The 21,584-nt window shown below is 66.9% G+C and carries 21 protein-coding genes; 19 read left to right on the top strand and 2 right to left on the bottom strand.

From position 1 onward, the window contains the following. Positions 1-10: 10 nt before the first annotated feature. The 3 genes from ACE37B_RS07500 to ACE37B_RS07510 all read left to right on the top strand — a co-directional run bounded on the left by ACE37B_RS07500 (position 11) and on the right by ACE37B_RS07510 (position 3,551). Complete coding sequence (locus ACE37B_RS07500) at positions 11-913, top strand: peptidylprolyl isomerase (protein ID WP_409922651.1); 903 nt, start codon at positions 11-13, stop codon at positions 911-913. Positions 914-965: 52 nt separating this feature from the next. After that, positions 966-2,537 (top strand): nucleoside triphosphate pyrophosphohydrolase, encoded by a 1,572-nt coding sequence (gene mazG / locus ACE37B_RS07505; RefSeq protein WP_409922652.1) that lies wholly within the window; start codon positions 966-968, stop codon positions 2,535-2,537. A 183-nt stretch (positions 2,538-2,720) separates the two neighbouring features. Then, positions 2,721-3,551, top strand: a complete 831-nt coding sequence (locus ACE37B_RS07510; RefSeq protein WP_409922653.1) for a bacteriorhodopsin-like — start codon at positions 2,721-2,723, stop codon at positions 3,549-3,551. A 181-nt stretch (positions 3,552-3,732) separates the two neighbouring features. Here ACE37B_RS07510 and ACE37B_RS07515 read toward each other — a convergent pair whose 3' ends face one another. After that, a complete protein-coding gene (locus tag ACE37B_RS07515; protein ID WP_409922654.1) occupies positions 3,733-5,496 on the bottom strand; it encodes a hypothetical protein in 1,764 nt (587 codons plus the stop codon). A 112-nt stretch (positions 5,497-5,608) separates the two neighbouring features. Here ACE37B_RS07515 and ACE37B_RS07520 point away from each other — a divergent pair, with 112 nt between their 5' ends. From ACE37B_RS07520 to ACE37B_RS07550, 7 genes are all read left to right on the top strand, one after another. Beyond that, positions 5,609-6,895 carry a DUF4032 domain-containing protein gene (locus ACE37B_RS07520; protein WP_409922655.1) on the top strand — a complete coding sequence of 429 codons (1,287 nt, stop codon included), beginning with the start codon at positions 5,609-5,611 and terminating at the stop codon, positions 6,893-6,895. Next, positions 6,892-8,172, top strand: coding sequence for a phosphopyruvate hydratase (gene eno / locus ACE37B_RS07525; RefSeq protein WP_409922656.1), 1,281 nt, complete (start codon positions 6,892-6,894; stop codon positions 8,170-8,172). Before ACE37B_RS07520 ends, eno begins: the two co-directional genes overlap by 4 nt. 19 nt (positions 8,173-8,191) lie before the next feature. Then, positions 8,192-8,554 carry a hypothetical protein gene (locus ACE37B_RS07530; RefSeq protein WP_409922657.1) on the top strand — a complete coding sequence of 121 codons (363 nt, stop codon included), beginning with the start codon at positions 8,192-8,194 and terminating at the stop codon, positions 8,552-8,554. A gap of 451 nt (positions 8,555-9,005) precedes the next feature. Next, positions 9,006-9,212: a hypothetical protein gene (locus ACE37B_RS07535; protein ID WP_409922658.1), complete on the top strand. Its 207-nt coding sequence runs from the start codon at positions 9,006-9,008 to the stop codon at positions 9,210-9,212. A gap of 302 nt (positions 9,213-9,514) precedes the next feature. Next, positions 9,515-10,018 carry an FtsB family cell division protein gene (locus tag ACE37B_RS07540; RefSeq protein WP_409922659.1) on the top strand — a complete coding sequence of 168 codons (504 nt, stop codon included), beginning with the start codon at positions 9,515-9,517 and terminating at the stop codon, positions 10,016-10,018. Between the two features lie 192 nt (positions 10,019-10,210). Beyond that, positions 10,211-12,505 carry a xanthine dehydrogenase family protein molybdopterin-binding subunit gene (locus ACE37B_RS07545; RefSeq protein WP_409922660.1) on the top strand — a complete coding sequence of 765 codons (2,295 nt, stop codon included), beginning with the start codon at positions 10,211-10,213 and terminating at the stop codon, positions 12,503-12,505. Between the two features lie 124 nt (positions 12,506-12,629). Beyond that, positions 12,630-13,205: an HD domain-containing protein gene (locus ACE37B_RS07550; protein ID WP_409922661.1), complete on the top strand. Its 576-nt coding sequence runs from the start codon at positions 12,630-12,632 to the stop codon at positions 13,203-13,205. Positions 13,206-13,249: 44 nt separating this feature from the next. Here the strand turns inward: ACE37B_RS07550 and ACE37B_RS07555 are convergent, their stop codons facing one another. After that, entirely contained in the window at positions 13,250-13,906 is a 657-nt protein-coding gene (locus ACE37B_RS07555) for a pyridoxamine 5'-phosphate oxidase family protein (RefSeq protein WP_409922662.1), read from the bottom strand. Between the two features lie 143 nt (positions 13,907-14,049). Here ACE37B_RS07555 and ACE37B_RS07560 point away from each other — a divergent pair, with 143 nt between their 5' ends. The 9 genes from ACE37B_RS07560 (at position 14,050) to ACE37B_RS07600 (ending at position 21,531) form a co-directional block, all read left to right on the top strand. Beyond that, positions 14,050-15,000, top strand: coding sequence for an ATP-binding cassette domain-containing protein (locus tag ACE37B_RS07560; RefSeq protein WP_409922663.1), 951 nt, complete (start codon positions 14,050-14,052; stop codon positions 14,998-15,000). Next, positions 14,997-15,821 carry an ABC transporter permease gene (locus tag ACE37B_RS07565; protein WP_409922664.1) on the top strand — a complete coding sequence of 275 codons (825 nt, stop codon included), beginning with the start codon at positions 14,997-14,999 and terminating at the stop codon, positions 15,819-15,821. Before ACE37B_RS07560 ends, ACE37B_RS07565 begins: the two co-directional genes overlap by 4 nt. After that, positions 15,818-16,636 carry an ABC transporter permease gene (locus tag ACE37B_RS07570; RefSeq protein ID WP_409922665.1) on the top strand — a complete coding sequence of 273 codons (819 nt, stop codon included), beginning with the start codon at positions 15,818-15,820 and terminating at the stop codon, positions 16,634-16,636. Before ACE37B_RS07565 ends, ACE37B_RS07570 begins: the two co-directional genes overlap by 4 nt. 76 nt (positions 16,637-16,712) lie before the next feature. After that, the gene (locus ACE37B_RS07575; RefSeq protein ID WP_409922666.1) at positions 16,713-17,411 is read left to right on the top strand and encodes an HAD hydrolase-like protein; all 699 of its coding nucleotides are present in this window, start codon (positions 16,713-16,715) and stop codon (positions 17,409-17,411) included. Next, positions 17,408-17,827: a hypothetical protein gene (locus tag ACE37B_RS07580; protein WP_409922667.1), complete on the top strand. Its 420-nt coding sequence runs from the start codon at positions 17,408-17,410 to the stop codon at positions 17,825-17,827. Before ACE37B_RS07575 ends, ACE37B_RS07580 begins: the two co-directional genes overlap by 4 nt. 131 nt (positions 17,828-17,958) lie before the next feature. Beyond that, complete coding sequence (locus tag ACE37B_RS07585; protein WP_409922668.1) at positions 17,959-18,132, top strand: hypothetical protein; 174 nt, start codon at positions 17,959-17,961, stop codon at positions 18,130-18,132. Positions 18,133-18,201: 69 nt separating this feature from the next. Beyond that, positions 18,202-18,537: a hypothetical protein gene (locus ACE37B_RS07590; protein ID WP_409922669.1), complete on the top strand. Its 336-nt coding sequence runs from the start codon at positions 18,202-18,204 to the stop codon at positions 18,535-18,537. After that, positions 18,534-19,370: an alpha/beta fold hydrolase gene (locus ACE37B_RS07595; protein ID WP_409922670.1), complete on the top strand. Its 837-nt coding sequence runs from the start codon at positions 18,534-18,536 to the stop codon at positions 19,368-19,370. Before ACE37B_RS07590 ends, ACE37B_RS07595 begins: the two co-directional genes overlap by 4 nt. Continuing rightward, positions 19,324-21,531 (top strand): PEP-utilizing enzyme, encoded by a 2,208-nt coding sequence (locus ACE37B_RS07600; protein ID WP_409922671.1) that lies wholly within the window; start codon positions 19,324-19,326, stop codon positions 21,529-21,531. The genes ACE37B_RS07595 and ACE37B_RS07600 overlap by 47 nt, the downstream gene beginning before the upstream one ends. Positions 21,532-21,584 lie beyond the last annotated feature (53 nt).

A 21,584-nucleotide genomic window follows, 5' to 3' on the forward strand; every position in this document is an offset into this window, starting at 1 on the left:
GTGCAGGACCGTGACTCGCCGACCGTTGACGATCCTGCTTCCCCTCGCCGCCGCCTCCCTGCTCGCTGCCGGATGCACCACCTTCACCGACGACAACGTGATCGCCCGTGTCGACGACGCCGAGCTCCGACAGGAGCAGATCGACGAATTGCTCCCGTTGGTGAGCCCCGACGTCAGCTCCGAGGCCCAAGCCGGTGCCATTCGCACGGCCATCTCGGTGTGGATCGAAGCGCAGGTGTTCAGCCAGGCGGTGTCGGATGCGGGTATCGAACTCGACGACACGGCGATCGACGACACGAACACTCGTCTCAGCGGTCAGTTCCCGACGTTCAGCGAGATCAGCGCCGAGACTCGCGATCTGCTGGTCGAGTACGTGACCGGCCTCGACCAGCTCCCGGCACTGCCCCGACCGTCGCAAGCCGACACCCGTCGGTGGTTCGACGGCGGCCCGCAGGTGAGCGGAGTCGCCTGCGTCACGCACATCCTCGTCGACACCGAAGCCGAAGCCGACGAGATCATCGACGAACTCGCTGCCGCACAAACCGAGGGCGGCGAGGAGGCCGAAGCCGCCGCGTTCGCCGCGCTCGCGGCGGAGCGGTCGACCGATCCCGGATCGGGCGCGAACGGTGGTTTCCTGACGTGCGACGTCACCGACGCGATCAGCACCCAGTTCGTGCCCCCGTTCGCCGAAGGAACGCTCGCCGCGATGCCCGGCGAGCCGACCGAGCCGATCGAGTCCGACTTCGGCTTCCACGTGATCCGGCTCAACACCTACGACGAGAGCGTCGCCGACCTCGAGGCATACTTCGCCTCCGGCTACGTCCAGGCCCGCATCGCGATCGACTCAGCAGACGTCTACGTCAATCCCCGCTACGGCACCGCCGAGGGCATCAACGTCGTGCCGCTCGGCTGAGCCCGACGACCCAACCACACCCAACGACCGATGAACGAGCGATGAGCGAGCGATGAGGACGCCGACGATCACGGTGGTGGGGCTTGGCCCGGGCAACCCAGATCACGTGACGGTCGAGACCCTGGCTGCGATCGAACGGATCGAGCACCGCCACCTCCGAACCGCCGTCCACCCGTCGGCACACCTCGTGCCCGATGCGATCGCCCACGACGATCTCTACGAGCGCTCCGACGAGTTCGACGACGTGTACCGGGCGATCGTCGATCGTCTCATCGCTGCCACCGTCGACCACGACGAGGTGCTGTATGCCGTGCCGGGCTCGCCGTTGGTGCTCGAACGCACCGTTCGCTATCTGCGCGACACCTGCGCCGACGCCGGCGTCGACCTTCGCGTGCTCCCGGCCATGTCGTTCCTCGACGTGGCGTGGGCCCGTCTCGGGATCGATCCGGTCGAGGCCCGCGTCACCCTCGTCGACGGGCATGACTTCACGGTGGCCGCCGCGGACCTGACCGGGCCGCTGCTCGTGACGCACACGCACGCCAACTGGGTGCTGTCCGACATCAAGCTCGCGGTCGAACAGGCGACCGGCGACGAAGCCGTCACGATCCTGCAGGCACTCGGCACCGACGACGAGCGCATCGTCGACACCACCTGGGCAGACCTCGACCGCACGATCGACGCCGATCATCTCACCTCGCTCTACATCCCGGCACTCGGCGCTCCCGTGGGGCGCGAGTACGTGCGGTTCCACGAACTCGTGCGCACGCTGCGCGAGACCTGTCCGTGGGACATCGAGCAGACGCACCAGACGCTGTTGCCGTTCCTCCTCGAGGAGACCTACGAAGTCGTCGATGCACTGCAGGCACTCGATCCTGGCGACGCAGCCACCGACGACGATCTCGTCGAAGAACTCGGCGACCTGCTGTTCCAGATCGAATTCCACGCGACGATCGCCGAGCAGGAGGGGCGGTTCACGATCGCCGACATCACCCAGGGCATCCACGACAAGCTCGTGCGACGCCACCCGCACGTCTTTGCCGACGTCACGGTCGACGGCACCGACGAAGTACTCAGCAACTGGGACGACATCAAGCGCGCCGAGAAGGGGCGGACCTCGGTCTTCGACGGGATACCTCGCTCACTGCCCTCGCTCAGCTATGCCGCCAAGGTCGGCAAGAAGGCGTCGAAGGTCGGCTTCGACTGGCCGGACGTGTCGGGCGCGTTCCCGAAGATCGTCGAGGAAACCGGTGAGCTCGCAGCGGCGATGGCGAGCGATCGCCGCCGTGACCCGGGTGCTGAAGCAGGTGACGATCCGGGTGCTGAGGCAGGCGATGACGTGCGTGATGAACTCGGCGACCTGCTGTTCGCCACGGTCAATGTGGCCCGCCATCTCGACGTCGACGCGGAGTTGGCGCTTCGTCGTGCGACCGACAAGTTCCGGGCGCGCTTCGAGCAGGTCGAGCGACTCGCGGTCGAGCAGGGCATCGACTTACGCGACGCCGATCTCACCACACTCGACCGGCTGTGGGACGACGCCAAACTCGTGGTGCGCGCCAACCGCTCGACATCCGGCTCGACCAACCGCTCGACATCCGGCTCGACCATCCGCTCGACCACGGACTGAGCACCCCGCCACCCGTGCGGACGCCGTCGATCCCCGGCACCCACGCGTTCGCCGCGCCCCATCGATGACCTGGTGATGTCCCGGCAACTTTATTGACGCTAAACAGTGCTAATTCATGCTAAAGGGTACTAATTTCAATCGGGTCGTCATCAGGCGACATCGCCCCTACCGAAGGAACCCACCATGGAACTGTTACTGAGCGAGGGCCAGTACAACCTCGTGTACAACGCCTTTTCGTTCGTGATCGCCAGCATGGGCGCGGCGCTGATCTTCTTCCTGCTCGTCAGGAGCAAGGTCGACCCACGTCATCGCATGGCGATCACGCTGTCGACGCTCGTCGTCGCCATCGCGCTCTACCACTACCTGCGCATCTTCGACTCGTGGTCCGCCGCATTCAGCTTCGACGGCACCAACTACCTCCAAGACGGCGAACCGTTCAACGAGGGCTATCGCTACGTCGACTGGCTGCTGACCGTGCCACTGCTCCTCGCGGAACTCGTCGTCGTGCTCAAACTCACGAAGGGCAAGACCCGCAGCCTGCTGATCCGGCTGACCATCGCAGCGACCGCGATGATCCTGCTCGGCTGGCCCGGCGAGGTCTCCGATCCGGACTCCACGGCTCGCACCGTTTGGGGAGTCCTGTCCACGCTTCCGTTCCTCTACATCCTCTACGTGCTGTTCGTGGAACTGGGCCGGTCGCTCGGGCGCCAGAGCGACACCGTACGCAAGCTGGTCGACGGACTCCGCTACGTCATCCTCGCCACGTGGGGCGTCTACCCGCTCGCCTACATCGCGCCGTCGGTCATCGACGACGAAGCCAAGGCCGAAGTCGCCCGCCAGGTCGGCTATGCGATCGCCGACGTGCTCGCCAAGCCGCTGTTCGGTCTGCTCGTGTTGGGCATTGCGCTGGCCAAGTCTCGTGAAGATGGCTACGGACCAGCGCTCGACGCCGAACATGCTCACGGTGACGAGACCGGAGATCCCGACGTCGAAGTCGCTCACTCCCCGACCTGAGTCGAATCGAGTCGGGCTGGTCTGACCTGAGGCCAGCCTCGATCTCCCACCCGCGCGAGATCCCCCCACCGGTGACCAACACCTTGGTCACCACCGATGGCGCCCCGAGCGACGGCCCCTCCGACAACGAGTGGTCAGCACGGGGCGTCGTCGCGTACCAACGGCGGTCGGCACGCAACCACTACGAGATCCCAGCCGAAGTGTGGTTGCCGGACTGCGCCTGTGCCATCGCGACAGCGGCCTGCCGACGGTCGAGTTCGAGGCAGCGGTCGGCCAGCACGTTGTGTCGATCGGCTTCCTGGCGGGCGCCTCGCGTCACCAGACGACTCGCTTCGGTGACCGCCAGCATCGACAACAGTTCGATCAGCGCAGCCAACGCGAGGTAACCGGCCAGGCGACCGAAGCGGTCGGCCGGCGACGAGACGTCGAGCGTCGACAGGCCGGCCAGTCCCTGCACGTGGACGAGCAGGATGACGCCGAGCGCGTACGCCAACCGAACCGGCTGGCGACGAGCGCCGACCGACACGGCGGCTCGCTCCACGAAGAAGAACGGCACATACGCGACGGCCGCCTGCAGTGCGAACCCGGCGACGACGACCATGGTGTCGTCGCTGTCGCCGACTCGGGAGCCGATGGCCCAGATCCCCGCTGCGGCGGCCGGCCATGCGACTGCTGCGAGGACAGGATTGCGCCGACGACCAGAGGCGACTCGAGCATTGAGCACCGTGACGAATGCCCACACCGACGTCACGCCGAGCAGCCCGAGTGCGAACAGGCGCTCGACGCGGCGCAGCGCGGCGAGCGCGTCCCACGCTCGGTCCTGCTGCGACTGGAGGAGCAACCCGTCGCTGGACTCACGCCAGAACAAGAACATGACGATCGCCGCCACGGTGCTCAACAGCACGAGGGCAGCGATCGCGATCACCAGCGCCAGCCGGAGGATCTCGTCACCGGGTACGAGTCGGATGCGTTGACGAACGTCGCGCTGGATCGGCGGTCGAGCATCGGCTCGCAACGCGCGAGCCATCAACCCGAGGCGGCCACGGCCGATCCCGGCGGTGATGTCGCCGTTGCGTCGCAAGTAGGCGAACCCGACTGCGTCCTCCATGGCACGGCCACCGCGCCACGCGAGCCACAGCACGATGACGAGCGGCGGGAGCGCCACGACGCCAAGCGCCCACGGCGGGACGACGCCGTCGAAGTCGTCATAGGCTCCGCCCGCATCCAACGCGATGAGGCTGAGCGACCCGACGACTGCCAACGACACCGGAACCCAGAACCAGCGGGCGAGTGTCACCGAGACGCCACCGAGTCGCCGAGTGACGTCGGACAGCAAGAAAAGTGGGCGATACATCACCAGCAGGGTCACGATCATCGACACCAGTCCCACAGCAAGTGGTAGCGGCGACGTGTCGCCGAGCCCTTCGCGCTCGGCGCTCGCTTGCAAGTAGACCACGGCGGCACCGGCGGCGCCAGCAACGGCCAACGGAGCCATCCAGGCGAGCGCCGTCATGATCGGATCGGGTGGGTGCTGCGACCGGGCGATGACGAGGAGACGACGGGCATTCTCGACGATCACCCACGTCCACAACAGCAAGGACGAGGCCGCGAGGATCGACGCGGCGAGTGCACCGAACGCGATCTGACTCGACCACGATTGGTCGTCGAGGACACGAGCGCTCTGCCAGCCGGAGAGTCCGAGCGCGACCGCTCCGCCGGTCAGTGCCAGCCAGCGCAGAAAGCGGGTCGGGATGGCCAGGGGTTCACACGCAGGAGCGTCGTCCATCGTCCAGACGCGAGGATCGACCTCCGCCATCACCGCGGGCGCGTGCGTCTGCTGATGGACCGCCGTCGGGGCCGGATCGAGCGGTGGATGCAGCGTCGCGCTCGGCGGCGCGAATGGAGCGGCGGCGGAAGATCCTGCGGTGGGATCCTGAGGTTCCATATCGACAGCATCGGCACTCGTTGCTCGACCCTTGAGCAGAAATTGAGGAAAGAGCGCCTCCTCGCTGACGGCATGCGCGAGCGATACCGGCGGATGCAGTCAGACTGGGTAGATGCGTGTGCAACTCGCCAGTCCGTCCGATCATCCTCACATCGCCGGACTTCCCTTCGCCCAAGCGCTCGACGACTGGACACTTCCGCACATGCACGGCGTCCTCGGACTGCATCGCCACGTCGTCCGACTGATCGAACTCGGCAACGCCAGCTACGTGATCAAGGAGTTGCCCGACCCGTTGGTGCAACGGGAGTACCGACTCCTCCGAGAGCTCGACGATGCGGGCTTGCCCACCGTCGAGGTCGTCGCGGCCGTCACCGGCAAGACCGGTGGCGCCGACGGCATGTTGGTGACGCGTCACCTCGACTACTCACTGCCGTACCGCACCCTGCTGTCGGGCCGAGGCCTGACGATCCCGTACCTCGGCGAGCGAGTGCTCGACTCGCTCGTCGGTCTGCTCGTTCGCCTCCACCTCGCCGGGTTCTTCTGGGGGGACTGCTCGCTGTCGAACACCCTGTTCCGCCGCGACGCCGGCGCGCTGAGCGCGTACGTCATCGACATGGAGACCGGTGAGCGGTACCCGCAGATCTCGCCCGGCCAACGCAGTCTCGACCTACAGATCGCTACCGAGAGCGTCGCCGGCGGGCTGCTCGACCTCCAGGTCGGCGGCCGCCTCAAGGCCGACATCGACCCGTGGGAGGTGTCGATGCAGATCGAGGAGCGCTACCGAGCCCTGTGGGACGAACTGACCGCCGCCGACGAATTCGGCCCCGGCGAGACCTACAAGATCGATCAACGACTGCAGCGGTTGCACGAGCTCGGCTTCGACGTCGAAGAGATGGAGATCGTCGACGACGATGGCAGCGACCGGTTGCGCTACATCCCCCGCGTCGTCGAGCACGGATTCCACGCTCTGCGGCTGAGGAACCTGACGGGGCTGGAGACGACCGAGAACCAAGCGCGCCGACTGCTCGACGACATTCGCGCCTTCGGCCACGAACTCAACCTGGAACGCCAGGCGAAGATCGAAGCCGGTCTCCCGACCGGCTACGGCGGCTCGACCGTGCGTTCGCTTCCCGAGAACGTCGTCGCCGTCCGCTGGCTCGACGACCGCTTCGAGCCACTGATCGCGCAGATCCCACCCGAGCTGTTCGCCAAGCTGGAGGCAGCGGAGATCTACCACCAACTGCTCGAGCACCGATGGTTCCTGTCGGAAGAAGCGCAGGTCGACATCACGCTGGAAGAAGCCTTGCCCTCCTACATCGCCGACGTGCTCGCGGCGGCGCCCGACGAGCTCAACATCTCACGCGAGAGCGCCTCCGCGTCGGATACGTTCGAGGCATGAGCGAGATCATCGACATCACCGGCCGCGAAGTCCTCGACAGCCGTGGGAACCCGACCGTCGAGGTCGACGTCCTGCTCGATTCCGGAGCACTCGGCCGTGCGATCGTGCCGTCGGGAGCGTCGACGGGAGAGCACGAGGCGGTCGAGTTGCGTGACGGCGGCGACCGCTACGGAGGCAAGGGCGTCCTCGACGCGGTCGGCTTCGTCAACGACGAGATCGGCGATGCACTCGAGGGCTTCGATGCGCTCGACCAGCGGATGATCGACCGAATCATGCTCGACCTCGACGGCACGCACAACAAGGCCCGTATCGGCGCCAACGCCATCCTCGGCGTGAGCCTGGCGGTCGCCAAGGCCGCTGCGATCGAGCTCGACATGCCGCTCTACCAGTACGTCGGCGGGCCCAACGCTCACGTCCTGCCCGTGCCGATGATGAACGTGATCAACGGTGGCGTGCACGCCGACAACTCGATCGACTTCCAGGAGTTCATGATCATGCCCGTCGGGGCCCCGAGCTTCTCCGAGGCACTGCGCTGGGGCACCGAGACCTACCACGTGCTCAAGAAGGTCATCGGCGAACGCGGCCTGTCGACCGCGGTCGGCGACGAAGGTGGATTCGCGCCGAACCTCGACTCGAACGAGGAAGCGATCACCGTGCTCGTCGAGGCGATCGAGCGCGCCGGCTTCACGCCGGGCGACGACATCGCCATCGCGCTGGACCCCGCCGTCAGCGAGATCTTCTCCGACGGCAACTACCAGCTCGCCGGTGAAGGCAAGGTGCTGACGCCCGCCGAGATGTCGGCCTACTGGACCCGCCTGGTCGACACGTACCCGATCGTCTCGATCGAGGACGCGATGGACGAGAACGACTGGGACGGGTGGGCGACGCTCACGGCCGCCGTCGGCGACCGCGTCCAGCTCGTGGGTGACGACTTGTTCGTGACCAACGTCGAGCGCCTGCAGCAGGGCATCGAACGCAACGTCGCCAACTCGATCCTGATCAAGGTGAACCAGATCGGCTCGCTGACCGAGACCCTCGACACGGTCGGCCTGGCGACTCGTCATGCGTACACGTCGGTGATGAGCCACCGCTCGGGCGAGACCGAGGATTCGACGATCGCCGACCTCGCCGTCGCCACCAACTGCGGCCAGATCAAGACGGGCGCGCCGGCTCGTTCGGACCGCGTCGCGAAGTACAACCAACTGCTGCGCATCGAAGCCCAACTCGGTGACGCCGCCGCCTACCGCGGCCGCGCGGCGCTCGCTCCCCTCCGCTGACCCCACCCCCGTCAATCTGGTGTCTGACACCAGGTTGACCGTCTCGGCGCTGGTGATCACTCCCTGGTCACTCGGATCGGTCGGAGCTGATTCCGACCCCATCGCCACGATCGAGCCGGTCCATCTGCTCGACACGCGCTCCAACGGCGAAACCATCGACACCCAATCCCAAGCCACCGGACGACTCGACGCCAGCGCCATCATCACCATCCAGATCGCCAGACGCGCCAACATCCCCGACGACGCCGCCGGCGCCATGCTCAACCTCGCCGCCATCGACCCCGACGGCAACGGCTTCGCCACCCTCTACCCCTGCACCACCACCCCACCCCTCGCCGCATCACTCGACACCCCAACCGCGTCGACATCTCCAACGCCTTGACCGTCGCCCTCCCCCCACCGGCACCGTCTGCATCTTCACCTCCAACCCCGCCGACTACGCCCTCGGCTACCTCCCCGCCGACACCAACGCGACGAGCACCACCACGACCACGACCACGACCACGACCACGACCACGACCACGACCACCACCACCACCACGACGCCGCCCACGTCGGCGTCACCGAGATCGCGTTGGCCGACTGCGAGACCCTCGTCGCCCGGTTCGACACGGCCGACGGGGCGAACTGGGTCGACAACACCGACTGGCTGAACACGACCACAACCTGCGGTTGGTTCGGCGTGCAGCGCGCGTCCGGGCGGGTCTCGGCCATCGATCTGCCTGCCAACGGACTGACGGGATTCATGCCCACCGCGATCGGCGCCCTCACCGGGCTCACACCTCTCCAACAACCGGTTCGACGGAACGCTGCCGACCGAGATCGGAGCATTGGTGATCCTGATCAACCTCTGGCTCAACGACAACGAGCTCGACGGAGAGGTGCCGTCGAGCATCCAGAACCTGACCGCGACGGCGAACCTCTTGCTGATCGGAAACGGCTGCTTCACCGCAGAGGGACCCACCTCCGCCTTCCTCGACGTCAGGAGCCCCGGCTGGGACGACGTCTGCTTCGTGCTCCCGCGCTCGCCGCGCGCCTGAGCCCCGTTCGAGCAGTGCCGATCAGGCGGTCAATCTGGTGTCAGACACCACGTCAATCTGGTGTCAGACACCACGTTGACGTCGATCTGGTCAATCTGGTGTCAGACACCACGTTGACGTCGATCTGGTGTTGGCCACGACGAGCAGACACCACGTCGACCGCCACGTCGACCGCCACGTTGGCGGCGAGGCGGAATGCGGCGTCGGGTCGGCGGTGGACGGGCAGGGTCGACCTGTGGTGAAGGTCGAGGGACTTGCGGGGATGACGGGGGAACACGGGTCGGTCCTGGCAGAATCGTGCGGTGCCCCGTAACGCCACCACCTCGATCAAGCGACCGGCACCCGGCGCGGCGTCGAAGGAGGGGTCGTCGCGCCTCGGTGACTTCACCCGGCCGATTCCGATCGACAAGCGGATTTCCCGCCGGCCGCGCCTGGCCGTCTTCGCCGCGCTCTTCGCGGTGGCGCTCATCGGAGCGGTCGGCGCCGCGGTGTTCGTCCTCCCGATCGGCACCTGGCGAGATCAAGACGTCGACCTCGTCCAACGCCGCACCCAACTCGACGAACTCACCCGCGTCAACACCGAACTCGAAGCCGAGGTCAACCGGCTGAAAACCGACGACGGCATCCGCGAAGCGGCGAGAGAGGACTACGGCTACGTCGAAGCGGGCGAACGCCGCACGTCGATTCTGCCGTTCCCGGATCTGTCGACCGCGTTGCCCGATGGCTGGCCGTACAACGTGGTCACCCAGATCATCGCAGCGACTGCAGCGGGCCCAGCGCCAGCGCCGACCAACGACGACGGCTGACCGCGACCAGCGGTACCGCGACAACAGTGCCTCCGCACGACCGGGGGTCGCGGAATGCGTCCACTCGGGTGGCCATCGCGCCGCTCGATGCGGCTAAGTTCGTGACCGACGTCATGTCCGACCCGACGTTCCCGTCAGGCGACGATCGATTCCGGACATTCAACAACCGAGTCTCAACATCAAGGGGTACACGTGACTGGTGGCAGCATCCTGGGCAATCGGGTCCAGCGCAAGGAAGATCCGAAGTTCCTCACCTCGGGCGGCGTGTACGTCGACGACATGGTCGACGACCGACTCGCCGGCGCTGCGTGCGTGCACTTCGTGCGCTCCCCCATCGCCCACGGCACGATCAACGGTATCGACGTGTCCGACGCGATCGACATGCCCGGCGTCCTGGCCGTCCACACCGCCGAGTCCTTGGGACTGCAGCCCACCCCGGCCGTCTTCAACCCGATGGTGTCGCGCACCCTGCTCGCCAGCGGCAAGGTGCGTTACGTCGGCGAGCCGATCGCTGCAGTCGTCGCCGAGACGCGCGAGCAAGCGGCCGACGCTGCCGAAGCCGTGTTCGCCGACATCGACTTCCTGCCGGCGCACATCGATCCCGAAGCGGCGATGATGTCCGACCTGTTGATCTACGAAGAGGCCGGGTCCAACGTCGTGTTCGACACCACGGCGCTCGGCATCCCCGAGAACACGCCGGCAGAGGAGTACTTCGCTGGCTGTGAGGTCGTCGTCGACGGCCACTTCCTCAACCAGCGCGTCGCCCCGTGCCCCCTCGAGGTCCGCGGCGCGGCAGCCGCGTGGGTCGACGGGCGGCTCTACCAGTGGCTCTCGACGCAGCACTCGCAGGGCGCCAAGGCGCCGACCGCTCAGGCGAACGGCATCACCGAAGACGACGTCCGCATCATCGCCCCCGACGTCGGCGGTGGCTTCGGCGCGAAGATCGGCATCTACCCCGAAGAGTTGCTCCTCGGCCCGATCTCGAAAGCACTCGGCCGCCCCGTCACGTGGCGTGAAACCCGCAGCGAGTCGATGATGGCACTCGGTCACGGTCGTGCGCAGATGCAGCACGTCACCCTCGGCGGGACTCGTGACGGCAAGGTCACCCACTACCAACTGCACGCCATCCAGGACTCCGGCGGCTTCGCCGACATGGGCACGATCCTCGCGCCGTTCATGACCCGCCCGATGGCATCGGGCGTCTACGACATTCCCAACATCGAAGTACGCACCACGTCGGTGGTCACCAACACCACCCCGACGGTGGCGTACCGCGGTGCCGGCCGCCCCGAGGCGACCGCTGCGATCGAGCGGGTCATGGACGTCTTCGCCGCCGAGATCGGCCAGGACCCGGCCGAGGTGCGCCGCAAGAACCTCATCGCGAAGTTCGACACGCCGCACACGACCGCCATCGGTCAGGTCTACGACGTCGGCGACTTCGAAGGTGCGCTCGACAAGGCGCTCGAGGCAGCCGATTACGCAGCGTTGCGCGCCGAGCAGGCCGCTCGCCGCGAGTCGGGCGATGCCAAGCAACTCGGCATCGGCGTGAGCGTCTACGTCGAGATCACCGGTGGCGTCGACCCCAAGCAGGAGGGCGCGAAGATCGAAGTCAACGACGACGGCACCGCCAACGTCTACACGGGCACGAGCCCCCACGGCCAGGGCCACGACACCGCATGGTCGATGATCGCCAGCGATCAGACCGGCATCCCGATGGACAAGATCACCCTCATCTGGGGTGACACCGATCTCGTCCCGTCCGGTGGCGGCACGATGGGCTCTCGTTCGCTGCAGCAAGGTGGCGTCGCCGTCAACCAGGCCGCGCAGGAACTCGTCGACATGGCACAGAAGCTCGCAGCGAAAATGCTGGAAGCCGACGAGGCCGACATCGTGCTCGACAAAGAGCGCGGCGCGTTCCACGTCGCCGGCACCCCGGCGGTGTCGAAGACCTGGGCCGACATCGCCGTTGCGGCGAAGCACGACGGCGCCGATCTCACCGTCGACACGATGTTCGTCGCCGAGATGGCGACGTTCCCGTTCGGTGCGCACGTCGCCGTCGTCGAGGTCGACACCGGCACTGGCCAGGTCAAGCACCTGCGCCAGATCGCGTGTGACGATGCCGGCCGAGTCATCAACCCGCTGCTGCTCGACGGACAGATCCACGGCGGCATTGCCCAGGGCACCGCCCAAGCGCTGCTCGAAGAGGTGCGGTACGACGAAGACGGCAACCCGGTCACGTCGAACCTGGCCGACTACGGAATGATCTCGTCGGCCGAGTTGCCGAGCTTCGAGGTCATCCACATGGAGACCCCGACCTTCGTCAACCCGCTCGGAGCGAAAGGCATCGGCGAGTCCGGCACCATCGGTTCGACCCCGGCCGTCCAGTCGGCCGTGGTCGACGCGGTGAGCCATCTCGGTGTCCGCCACATCGACATGCCCGCCACCGCCGAGCGCGTCTGGCGAGCCATCCAGTCCGCCACGAACTGAGCGACAGAGTGGGTCAGACCCACTCTGTCGCCCGCACCCGTCCGCCATCTCGACACGACAGAGTGGGTCAGACCCACTCTGTCGCCATCGCCCGAACACCACCTCGAACACGAAAGGCCCGGCCATGACCGACACGATCGATCCCACCACGAGCGCCCACCCCCGAGCGTCGTTCACGTCCTTCGAGGAGTCGACCGCCGAGGACTGGGCGCTCATCGTGCCGCAACTCGAGGTCACCCAGTCGCTGGTCGCCGATCGAGTCATCGGGCTGCTGCGAGATCTGGCGTCGGATCATGGCGGGTTCCCCGTCGACCGCCTCGAACACAGCCTGCAAACCGCCACCCGTGCCGAGCGAGCCGGGAAAGACGACGAGTACGTCTTCTGTGCGCTGATCCACGACATCGGCGACACGCTCAGCCCGTACAACCACCCTGACATCGCTGCCGGAATCGTGAAGCCGTTCGTGTCAGATGCCAACTACTTCATGGTCAAGCACCACGGCACCTTCCAGGGCTACTACTTCTGGGATCACATCGGCCTCGACGGCAACGCCCGCGAGCAGTTCCGCGGGCACGAACACTTCGACTACACCGAGGAGTTCTGCGCCGAGTACGACCAGACGGCCTTCGATGCGAACTACACGAGCAACCCGCTCGAGCACTACGAACCGTTGATCCGCCAGATCCTGCGCGGCGCCTGATCCGCCGATCGAGGCCGACCCGACCTGCCCGGCATCGCCGCTCGTCAACTCGTACCGTCGGCGAGACGTCGCGCGTACTCCTCGACGTCGATCTCACCGCCGGCGTCGGCCGCTTTGCCCTCATCTGCTGCAGGGAGGAACCCCTGCAGCAGATCGATCCGCTTCCAGGCCGGATACGGCTGCGACCCGTTCGCATCGGGCACGTAGTCGGATGCGCGAACTCGCTCATGGGGATGGATGTAGCGAGCGCAGTTGACGAACGTGTTCTCGACGCGGCCGCGCACGATGAGTTGCGCTCCAGGAAACCGATCCAACATCGGATCGTCGTCGTGGACCGTGGCCTCGGCGTGCAGTCGAAGCCGATTCGGGGTCTCGAAGTCGATGAACAGCAGCGCGATCTTCGCGGTGGCGCCGATGTTGCCCATCGACAGGAACATTCCGTTGCCGTCGTAGCTGGGAAACACGATCGTGCGTTCGTCTTCGACCTGGACCACTCCGACCCCTCCGCCCTTGTACGACACGGTCGGCCAGCCGTCGGCCCCGATGGTCGACAGGAAGAAGAAGTCGCGTGATTCGATGAACGCACGGCGATCGTCGTCGATGCCGGCCTGCACGATCGTCATCAGATGAACGTCCGCGAGGCGACGGGTGTCGAAGTCGTCCTGCAGCAACCGTTGGTGCGCACCGTAGAACTCAGCCATGACCGCATCGTCGCACGTCTGCGCCGACCGACGCATGCCGGACCGTTTGGCGTTCGATTCGTGGGGCCGATGTCGCCGCTTGACGAAAATGGGTGCAGACTGCAACCAATGATGTGTGAGATCACCAGCGAATCGTGGACCAGATGACGAATCCGATCGTCGCCGAAGGACTGCAGCGCTACTTCGGATCGGGAGACACCTTGGTGAAGGCGGTCGACGGAGTCGATCTCCAGATCGAGCCGGGCGAGGTCTTCGGTTTCCTCGGACCGAACGGGGCCGGCAAGTCCACCACCGTTCGCATGCTGACCACGCTGCTGCGCCCCACCGGCGGCACCGCACGCGTCGCCGGATTCGACGTCGTGACAGAAGCCGACAGCGTACGTCGCAACATCGGCGTGGCCCTGCAGGACGCGGCGATCGACCCGCTCATGACCGGTGAGGAGTTGCTGCTGCTGCAAGCCGTGCTGTACGGACTCCCCAAACAGCAGCACCGTCAGCGGGCGGGCGAACTCCTCGAGCGAGTGGGCCTGACCGCCGCCGGCGAGCGACGCGTCGGCACCTACTCGGGCGGCATGCGGCGCCGTCTCGACCTGGCGTTGTCGTTGATCCACGAGCCGTCGGTGCTGTTCCTCGACGAGCCGACGACCGGGCTCGACCCGATGAGCCGGATCTCGCTCTGGGAGGAGATCCGTCGCCTCAACGACGACGGCACGACGGTGCTGTTGACCACTCAGTACCTCGAAGAAGCCGATCAACTCGCCGAGCGCATCGCGATCATCGACAACGGTGTGATCGTCCGCAAGGGACGCCCCGCCGAACTGAAGGCGGAGGTCGGGTCGCCGACGCTGTTCGTCTCCGTCCCCGCCGACCACCGCGAGCAGGCGACCGCCGTCCTCGCGACGTTCGGCGAGCCGCGGCCGAGTCCGGAGGGCACGCTCGGCGTCGGCCTCGACGACGGCCCTGGCGCCGTGTCGACCGTGGTGCGCCAACTCGACGACGCTGGCATCCACGTCGCCAACCTCGAGTTGCGCGAACCCAGCCTCGACGACGTGTTCGCCGAGGCGACCGGCCACCGGCTCGAGGGCGCAGAATGACGATCGCTCCCCCCGTCGCCACCGCCATCGACGAGCGACGACTCGATCCGTCGACGATCGCGCAGACCTGGGCGATGTCGAAGCGAGCGATCATCGCGCTCGCCCGCCAACCAGCGCTCGTCGTGCCGTCGATCATCTTCCCGCTGTTCTTCGCCGCGCTCGGCACCGCGTCATTCGGCCGAGCGATCGACGTCCCCGGCTTTCCCGAGGTCGACTCGTACCTCGATTTCGCCTTGGCCGGTGCGATCGCGCAGGGCGTCCTGTTCGGCTCGACGGTCGGAGCGACCGCACTCGCCACCGACATCGAGAACGGGTTCTTCGACCGTCTGCTCAGCTCGCCGACGAGTCGCACGAGCATCATCGTCGGCCGCATGGCCGGTGGGATGGTCTACGGCGCCGTGCAGTCGGCGTTCTTCGTCGCCGTGCTCCTCCCCTTCGGGTTGTCGATCAAGGGTGGGGTCGTGGCCGTCATCGGACTCGTGATCGCCGGCACCTTCCTCGCGCTCGCCGTCGGCGCGCTGATGGCGACCATGGCCATCGCGACCGGATCGTCCGAGGCAACGCAAGGCGCGTTCCCGCTGCTGTTCATCGCGCTGTTCTTCTCGTCGTCGTTCTTCCCCCGTGAGACGATGAGCGGGATCTACGCCACGCTCGCCGACTGGAACCCGATTTCCCATCTCGTCGAAGGCATGCGTGACCTCGTGATCGAGGGTGCGTCGACATCGGCGCTCGTGCGGGCGATCGCCATCCCTGCCGTCCTCTCCGTCCTGACGGTCGCGTTGGCGGTCCGTTCGCTCCACCGACGGCTGGGAGCGTCATGAGCACGATCGATCAACGCACCGATCGCCCGACGAACGAGTTGCGCACCGGCCTCGCTCCCGCCTCGGTCGGCCTCGCACGCCGCAGCCTCGGCAACATCGTGCGCCTGCCGTCGGCGTTCATCCCGTCGGTGATGATGCCGATCGTCCAAGCCATAGCGTTCTCGGGAACGTTCTTCGCGATCATCCAGATTCCGGGATTCCCCACCGACCGGTCGATCAACTGGTTCATGCCCCTCGCGGTGCTGATGGGTTGCGGGTTCGCCGGTATCGGCGTCGGGTTCTCGACCATTCGAGATCTCGAAGGTGGCTTCTACGACCGCCTTCGGCTCACTCCGACCCCGCGGCTGGCGTTGATCACCGGATTGCTCCTCGCCGCGCTCGCTCGCGCCGTCATCGTGATCACCGTCGTGCTGATCGTCGGGACCCTGTTCGGCGCGCGACTCACCCACGGCCCGCTTGGCCTCGTCCCGCTGTACGCGGCCGGCCTCGGCATCGCCGCGATCGGCACCGGTTGGTCGCTCGGCCTCGCCTACCGCTTCCGTGACATGCGGGCGGCGGCGATCATGCAGCTGACCTTGTTCCTCGGATTGTTCCTCACCGAGGCGCAGACGCCCTCGTTCGTCATCCAGGGCTGGCTCGATTCGGTGGTGCGGGTCAACCCACTCAATAACATCATCCGACTCGCTCGACTCGGGTTCCTCGATCCCGACATGACCTGGGATCACACCTGGGGCGGGCTGGTCGCGGTCGTCGGGCTGGCGACGGCGACACTGTGGTTCGCTCGACGCGGCCTCGACCGCCTCGACCAGGTGTGAAGCGACGCTGCGCTGGACGTATCGTCGGATCGGACGACGACGCATCAGCCGACCCCGACCACGACTCGAGACTGTCATGACCCACCCTCCTGTCACCCACGTCCTGCTCGACCTCGACGGCACGCTGTCGGACTCGTCGGCTGGCATCGGCCGCTCGCTGATCCATGCCTTCAGCGAGTGTGGATACGAGCCACCCGACGACGCCACGATCCGCAACCTGATCGGACCGCCGTTCGAAGTCTCACTTCCCAAGATCGGGGTCCACGTCGACGACCTCGAGCGGTTGATCGACACGTATCGAGTTCGCTACGACGACGTCGGATTGTTCGAGAACGACGTCTACGACGGGGTGCACGAGATGCTCGACGGCCTCCGTTCTGCCGGACACGCATTGACGTTGGCGACCGCCAAACCCGAGCACGTCGCCGTACGCATCACCGAGCATTTCGGGTTGACCGGCTACTTCCGAGCGCAGGTCGGTTCGTCGCCGGAAGTCGGATCGAGTCGTCGCACGAAAGCCGAGGTGATCACCGAAGCGTTTCGCCGGCTCGGAATCGGCGCCCACGACCGCATCGCGCTCGATCACGTGGTGATGGTGGGCGATCGAGATCACGATGTCGAAGGTGCCCACATGAACGCGATCGACTGCATCGGCGTGTCGTGGGGCTTCGGCTCGCACGACGAATTGCTGGGCGCGGGGGCCTGCGCGGTGGTCGACACCCCCGCAGAAGTTGTCGGAGCCGTCGCTGCGACCTACCGTTCCAGGCAGACATGAGCACGACCGCCGAGCCCTCCACCGGCGCACCCACGGGTGCTCCGCATCCGGCGACGTCCGCCTCGCCGGCCGACCGATTCATGCGTCGGCTCCTTCGCCTCCCCGAAGGCAAGACCTCCACGGCCGCCGAGGCGCGATCGGCCTTCCAGAAATCGTTGGCGTTCACCACGTGCCGGTGCCTGCTGATGTACATCGTGTTGCCGTTCGTGTTGCCGCTCGTTGGCATCGCGCGCGGCGTGGGTCCGGTGATCGGGATCGTGATCGGTCTGCTGGCGATGGTGTCGATCGTGTACTCGATCCGCCGGTTCTGGCGAGCCGATCACTCGAAACGTTGGCACTACACGGTCTTCGGTACCGTCATCATCGGCTTCCTCGTGTACCTGACGATCAAAGACATCGCCGACCTCGCCAGCTGAACTCCTCGCCGATCGCGGCGCGAGGTGCGCACCGCGCGATGTCGGAGAGGCGCGATGTCAGCGTGACGGTGTGTTGCGTGACACAGTCGCACGGTTCAGATGCAATGCGGCGCGCCTGCGACGCTTCGGAGATGTCGATCTCCGACCCACGCTTCTCGGTGCACGAGACGGCCAGGACGCTCGACGACAGCCTGCTCACGCGTGTGGTGTCCGGCTTCGGCATCGGGAGCGGCTGGACCCTCGGCGAGATCGTCGCGGCGGCCGGCCGCCCCAGTCTGTTCGTGTTCCTCCGACACTACGGTTGACTCTTCTACCGTCAACTGGTCAGCGAGTTCGCTGCCATCGTCGACCAGGAGCCCGACTATCCGCGAGTCGTGTTCGTCTATCAAGGCACCGCCGAGCAAGGCGCCATGTACTTCGGCACGCTCTTCGCCGATGCCAGCGCGATCGCCGACCCCGACGGCTCGCTGTATCGAGCGTTCGGCGTCGAGCGGGGCAACTGGCGAGCGATGTTCGGGATCCGATCGTGGCGATCCGGGATCCGGGCCACGCTCGACGGCCACTTCATCAACCGCAAGATCGGCGACGCCTGGACGCTGCCGACGATCTTCGCGATCCGCAGCGGTGCGATCATCGGTGAGTTCCGCGGGCGCTACGCCGGCGATCACCCCGACCTGACGAGCCTTCCGAGAGAACTGGGCATTCGATGACCGAGACACCGACGACACCGACGACACCGACGACCGGGGAGCCGGCCAAGCCTTCGACGGTTACGGTCGTCGCGGTGCACGGCAACGGAGGGGGCAGCACTCGTTTCGATCGCGTCCGTACCGACCTCGGCGACGGCATCCGCTTCGTCGCGGTCGACCTGCCCGGCTTCAACGGCGTGCCGCTCGATCCGTCGTTGCGCGATGTCGCTGCCTACGCCGACCATCTCGCCGGCCTGTTGGTCCAGGCCGCCGGTGATGGCGACGGCGGTACCGACGGCGCCGCTCGGCCTCCCGTCGTGCTCGGGCACGGCATCGGTGGCTCGATCGCCCTCGATCTGGCCAGTCGTCGACCCGAGACCATGTCGGGATTGATCCTCCACGCTCCGGTCGGCGCCGACCTCGACACCCGCCTGTTCCCCAAGATCATGTCGACTCGACCGGTTCGTGAACTGATCCGCCGGGCGATCTCCGCGCGTCTTCTGCGTCCCGTATGGCGCCGCGTCTTCTTCCCGATCGGCGCGCCCAACGCCGACCTCGACGTGTTCTTCGAGGGCTACCGATCGTGCGAGGCGTTCGGTCAGATGTTCGAGATCATCGACGCCGAGTGGTTCGAGGCGCTCGAACCGATCACCGCCCTCCCCACCGTGCTCCTCTGGGGTGAGCACGATCGGGTCCTGAAGTCGGGACAGACCGATGGGATCGCGTCGAAGGCTCCAGCCGCGAAGCGTGTGATCGAGGCCGGCTGGGATCACTTCCCGATGATCGAGCAACCGGAGGAGTACGCCGATGTCATCCAGCGACTTGCGCGCACGCTGGCGACGCCCGCGACCTGAACCGTCGGCGCCGCTCGCACCGACCGGCGCGCTTCGGCTCGGGTCGGGCACGCTGGCGGGCCTCGGCGTCTCCGACAAGGCCGCGCTCCTCGATCGAGCACTGGCCGCAGGGTTGGCGGTGCCCGACGGACTCCTCGTCCCCGACGGCATTTCTTGGAATCCGCTCGACGGCGCCGCGTTTCCCGCGGGACGGCGCGTCGCCGTCCGATCGGCGTTCGGCGCCGAAGACCGCCGCGACGAGAGCCTCGCCGGATGGTTCACGACGCTGCTCGACGTCGAGTCGTCGAACATCTCGCACGCCATCGACGAGGTGCGCGCGTCGGCACTGCGTCGAGACGGCGACTTCCGGCGCGACGTGTTGCTGCTCGAGATGGTCGACGCCGACCACGCCGGCGTCGCCTTCAGCGAACCGGGCCGCTACGACGACCTCGTCAACGTGACCGACGGTCTCGCCGATCGTCTCGTCGGCGGCGAGGTCGAAGGAGAACGCTTGCTGCTGGCACGACTCGAACAGGCTGACGACGGTTGGCCCCGACGCTTGCAGGCACTGCTCGGAGACGTCCGCGACGAGTTCGGCGACCGTCCGTGGGACATCGAGTGGGCCGATGACGGCGACCGCTGCTGGTTGATCCAGATTCGGCCGATCACCGCGGCCCCACTGCGCGACGAAACACTCACTGCGGCGAACCACGCCGAGATCCTTCCCCGGCTTCCTTCACAGCTCATGACGAGTGTGATCGCCGAGGCCGGGCCCGACCTGTTCGACTGGTACCGACGGCGGGTTCCTGGTCTCCCTGCCGACCGTGACTTCCTGCACGTCGTCGCCGGGCGGCCCATGATCAACCTGTCATTGCTCGAGGACATGATGCGCCACCTCGGGCTGCCGACCAAGCTCGTCGCCGAGTCGATCGGCGGTGGCCACGGCGTCGACCAACCCGGTGCTCCGATGCGGATCGTCCGGAGGAGTCCGGCGCTCGTTCGGCTCGGTCTCGCTCAGGTCTCCGCGGTTGCGTTCGCGTCCCGGAATCGGCGTCGGGTCGCGGCGATCGGTGCGCGTCCCGCCGCCGACTTCACCGCCGCGGTCGACGACCTGCACCGGGCGTACGTCGCGCTCGTGACCGGGATGTTCCCCCTGTCGTCGGCGATCGGACCGCCTCTGGCCGTCCTGCGTTCGAGCGGCACCCTCTACGAGCACGCCGCCCGCCATCGAACCATCACCGCCGAATTGGCCCGACGTCGTGCCGAGCTGCGCACCACACCCGAGCCGGACCGCGGTCCGCTGCTCGCCGAATTCCTCCGCGACTTCGGGCATCGCGGCGTCTACGAAAGCGACATCGCCCGACCTCGCTACGCCGACGACCCGGAGGCATTGGCCGACGAGCCGACGTCGTCGCTCCCACCCTCGAACGCGCGCACGGCGACCTCACTCGAGGCCGCCGAGAACGGGCCACCACGACGAACCGTTCGCGGTCGGCTGACCTCACCGGTCTGGTGGATCGCGAAGCGGCCCCTCGATGCGCGAGAGCGGTTTCGCCACGACGCGATGCGGAGCTTCCAGTCGGTGCGACGGTCGCTCGTTCGCTTGGCTGACACCGCCGTGGGTCGCGGTCAACTGCGCGAGGTCGATGATCTCTGGCTACTCGACGCCGATGAGACGCGCCGACTCGACAGGGGATGGATGCCCGAGCCATCGTTCTGGCACGAACGCGAACAACTCCGCCACGTGCTCGACGACATCGACGTCCCCCACGTCGTGCAGCTGCTCGATGATCCGGCGTCATGGTCGATCGAGTCGCACGCATCGAGCGAGTCGGACACTCCGGACGGCCCGCTTCGCGGCTTGCCGCTGTCGACGGGACGCGTCGAGGGCATCGCCTGGGTGCTCGACGAACCCTCCTCGACGCTCCCGCCCGGGTTCGCTCCCGACACCACGATCCTCGTAGCTCGGTCGATCGATGCTGGCTGGATCTCGACCCTCGGTCACGTCGCCGCCGTCGTGGTCGAGATCGGCGGCGACCTCTCCCACGGCTCGATCCTCCTGCGCGAGCTCGGCATCCCGTCGATCACCAACGTGACAGGAGCAACCCGACGCGTCTCCACCGGCGACGCACTCCGCGTCGATGCCCGCTCCGGCTCCGTCCTCCAGACGACAAAGCGATGAGAACCGGCGCGACACGTGCGCCGGGATCCTCATCACCGACGGCTCGCTACGGC

This window comes from Ilumatobacter sp., from assembly GCF_046290335.1.
GTDB lineage: Bacteria > Actinomycetota > Acidimicrobiia > Acidimicrobiales > Ilumatobacteraceae > Ilumatobacter_A.

What these genes read in the sequence shown, in the direction of transcription:
- ACE37B_RS07510 (WP_409922653.1), top strand. Translation starts at nt 2,721, where the DNA reads ATGGAACTGTTACTGAGCGAGGGCCAGTACAACCTCGTGTACAACGCC.
- ACE37B_RS07555 (WP_409922662.1), bottom strand. Translation starts at nt 13,906, where the DNA reads ATGGCTGAGTTCTACGGTGCGCACCAACGGTTGCTGCAGGACGACTTC.
- ACE37B_RS07570 (WP_409922665.1), top strand. Translation starts at nt 15,818, where the DNA reads ATGAGCACGATCGATCAACGCACCGATCGCCCGACGAACGAGTTGCGC.
- mazG (WP_409922652.1), top strand. Translation starts at nt 966, where the DNA reads ATGAGGACGCCGACGATCACGGTGGTGGGGCTTGGCCCGGGCAACCCA.
- ACE37B_RS07515 (WP_409922654.1), bottom strand. Translation starts at nt 5,496, where the DNA reads ATGGAACCTCAGGATCCCACCGCAGGATCTTCCGCCGCCGCTCCATTC.
- ACE37B_RS07595 (WP_409922670.1), top strand. Translation starts at nt 18,534, where the DNA reads ATGACCGAGACACCGACGACACCGACGACACCGACGACCGGGGAGCCG.
- ACE37B_RS07560 (WP_409922663.1), top strand. Translation starts at nt 14,050, where the DNA reads ATGACGAATCCGATCGTCGCCGAAGGACTGCAGCGCTACTTCGGATCG.
- ACE37B_RS07520 (WP_409922655.1), top strand. Translation starts at nt 5,609, where the DNA reads ATGCGTGTGCAACTCGCCAGTCCGTCCGATCATCCTCACATCGCCGGA.
- ACE37B_RS07575 (WP_409922666.1), top strand. Translation starts at nt 16,713, where the DNA reads ATGACCCACCCTCCTGTCACCCACGTCCTGCTCGACCTCGACGGCACG.
- ACE37B_RS07600 (WP_409922671.1), top strand. Translation starts at nt 19,324, where the DNA reads ATGTCATCCAGCGACTTGCGCGCACGCTGGCGACGCCCGCGACCTGAA.
- ACE37B_RS07585 (WP_409922668.1), top strand. Translation starts at nt 17,959, where the DNA reads ATGTCGATCTCCGACCCACGCTTCTCGGTGCACGAGACGGCCAGGACG.
- ACE37B_RS07580 (WP_409922667.1), top strand. Translation starts at nt 17,408, where the DNA reads ATGAGCACGACCGCCGAGCCCTCCACCGGCGCACCCACGGGTGCTCCG.
- ACE37B_RS07565 (WP_409922664.1), top strand. Translation starts at nt 14,997, where the DNA reads ATGACGATCGCTCCCCCCGTCGCCACCGCCATCGACGAGCGACGACTC.
- ACE37B_RS07550 (WP_409922661.1), top strand. Translation starts at nt 12,630, where the DNA reads ATGACCGACACGATCGATCCCACCACGAGCGCCCACCCCCGAGCGTCG.
- eno (WP_409922656.1), top strand. Translation starts at nt 6,892, where the DNA reads ATGAGCGAGATCATCGACATCACCGGCCGCGAAGTCCTCGACAGCCGT.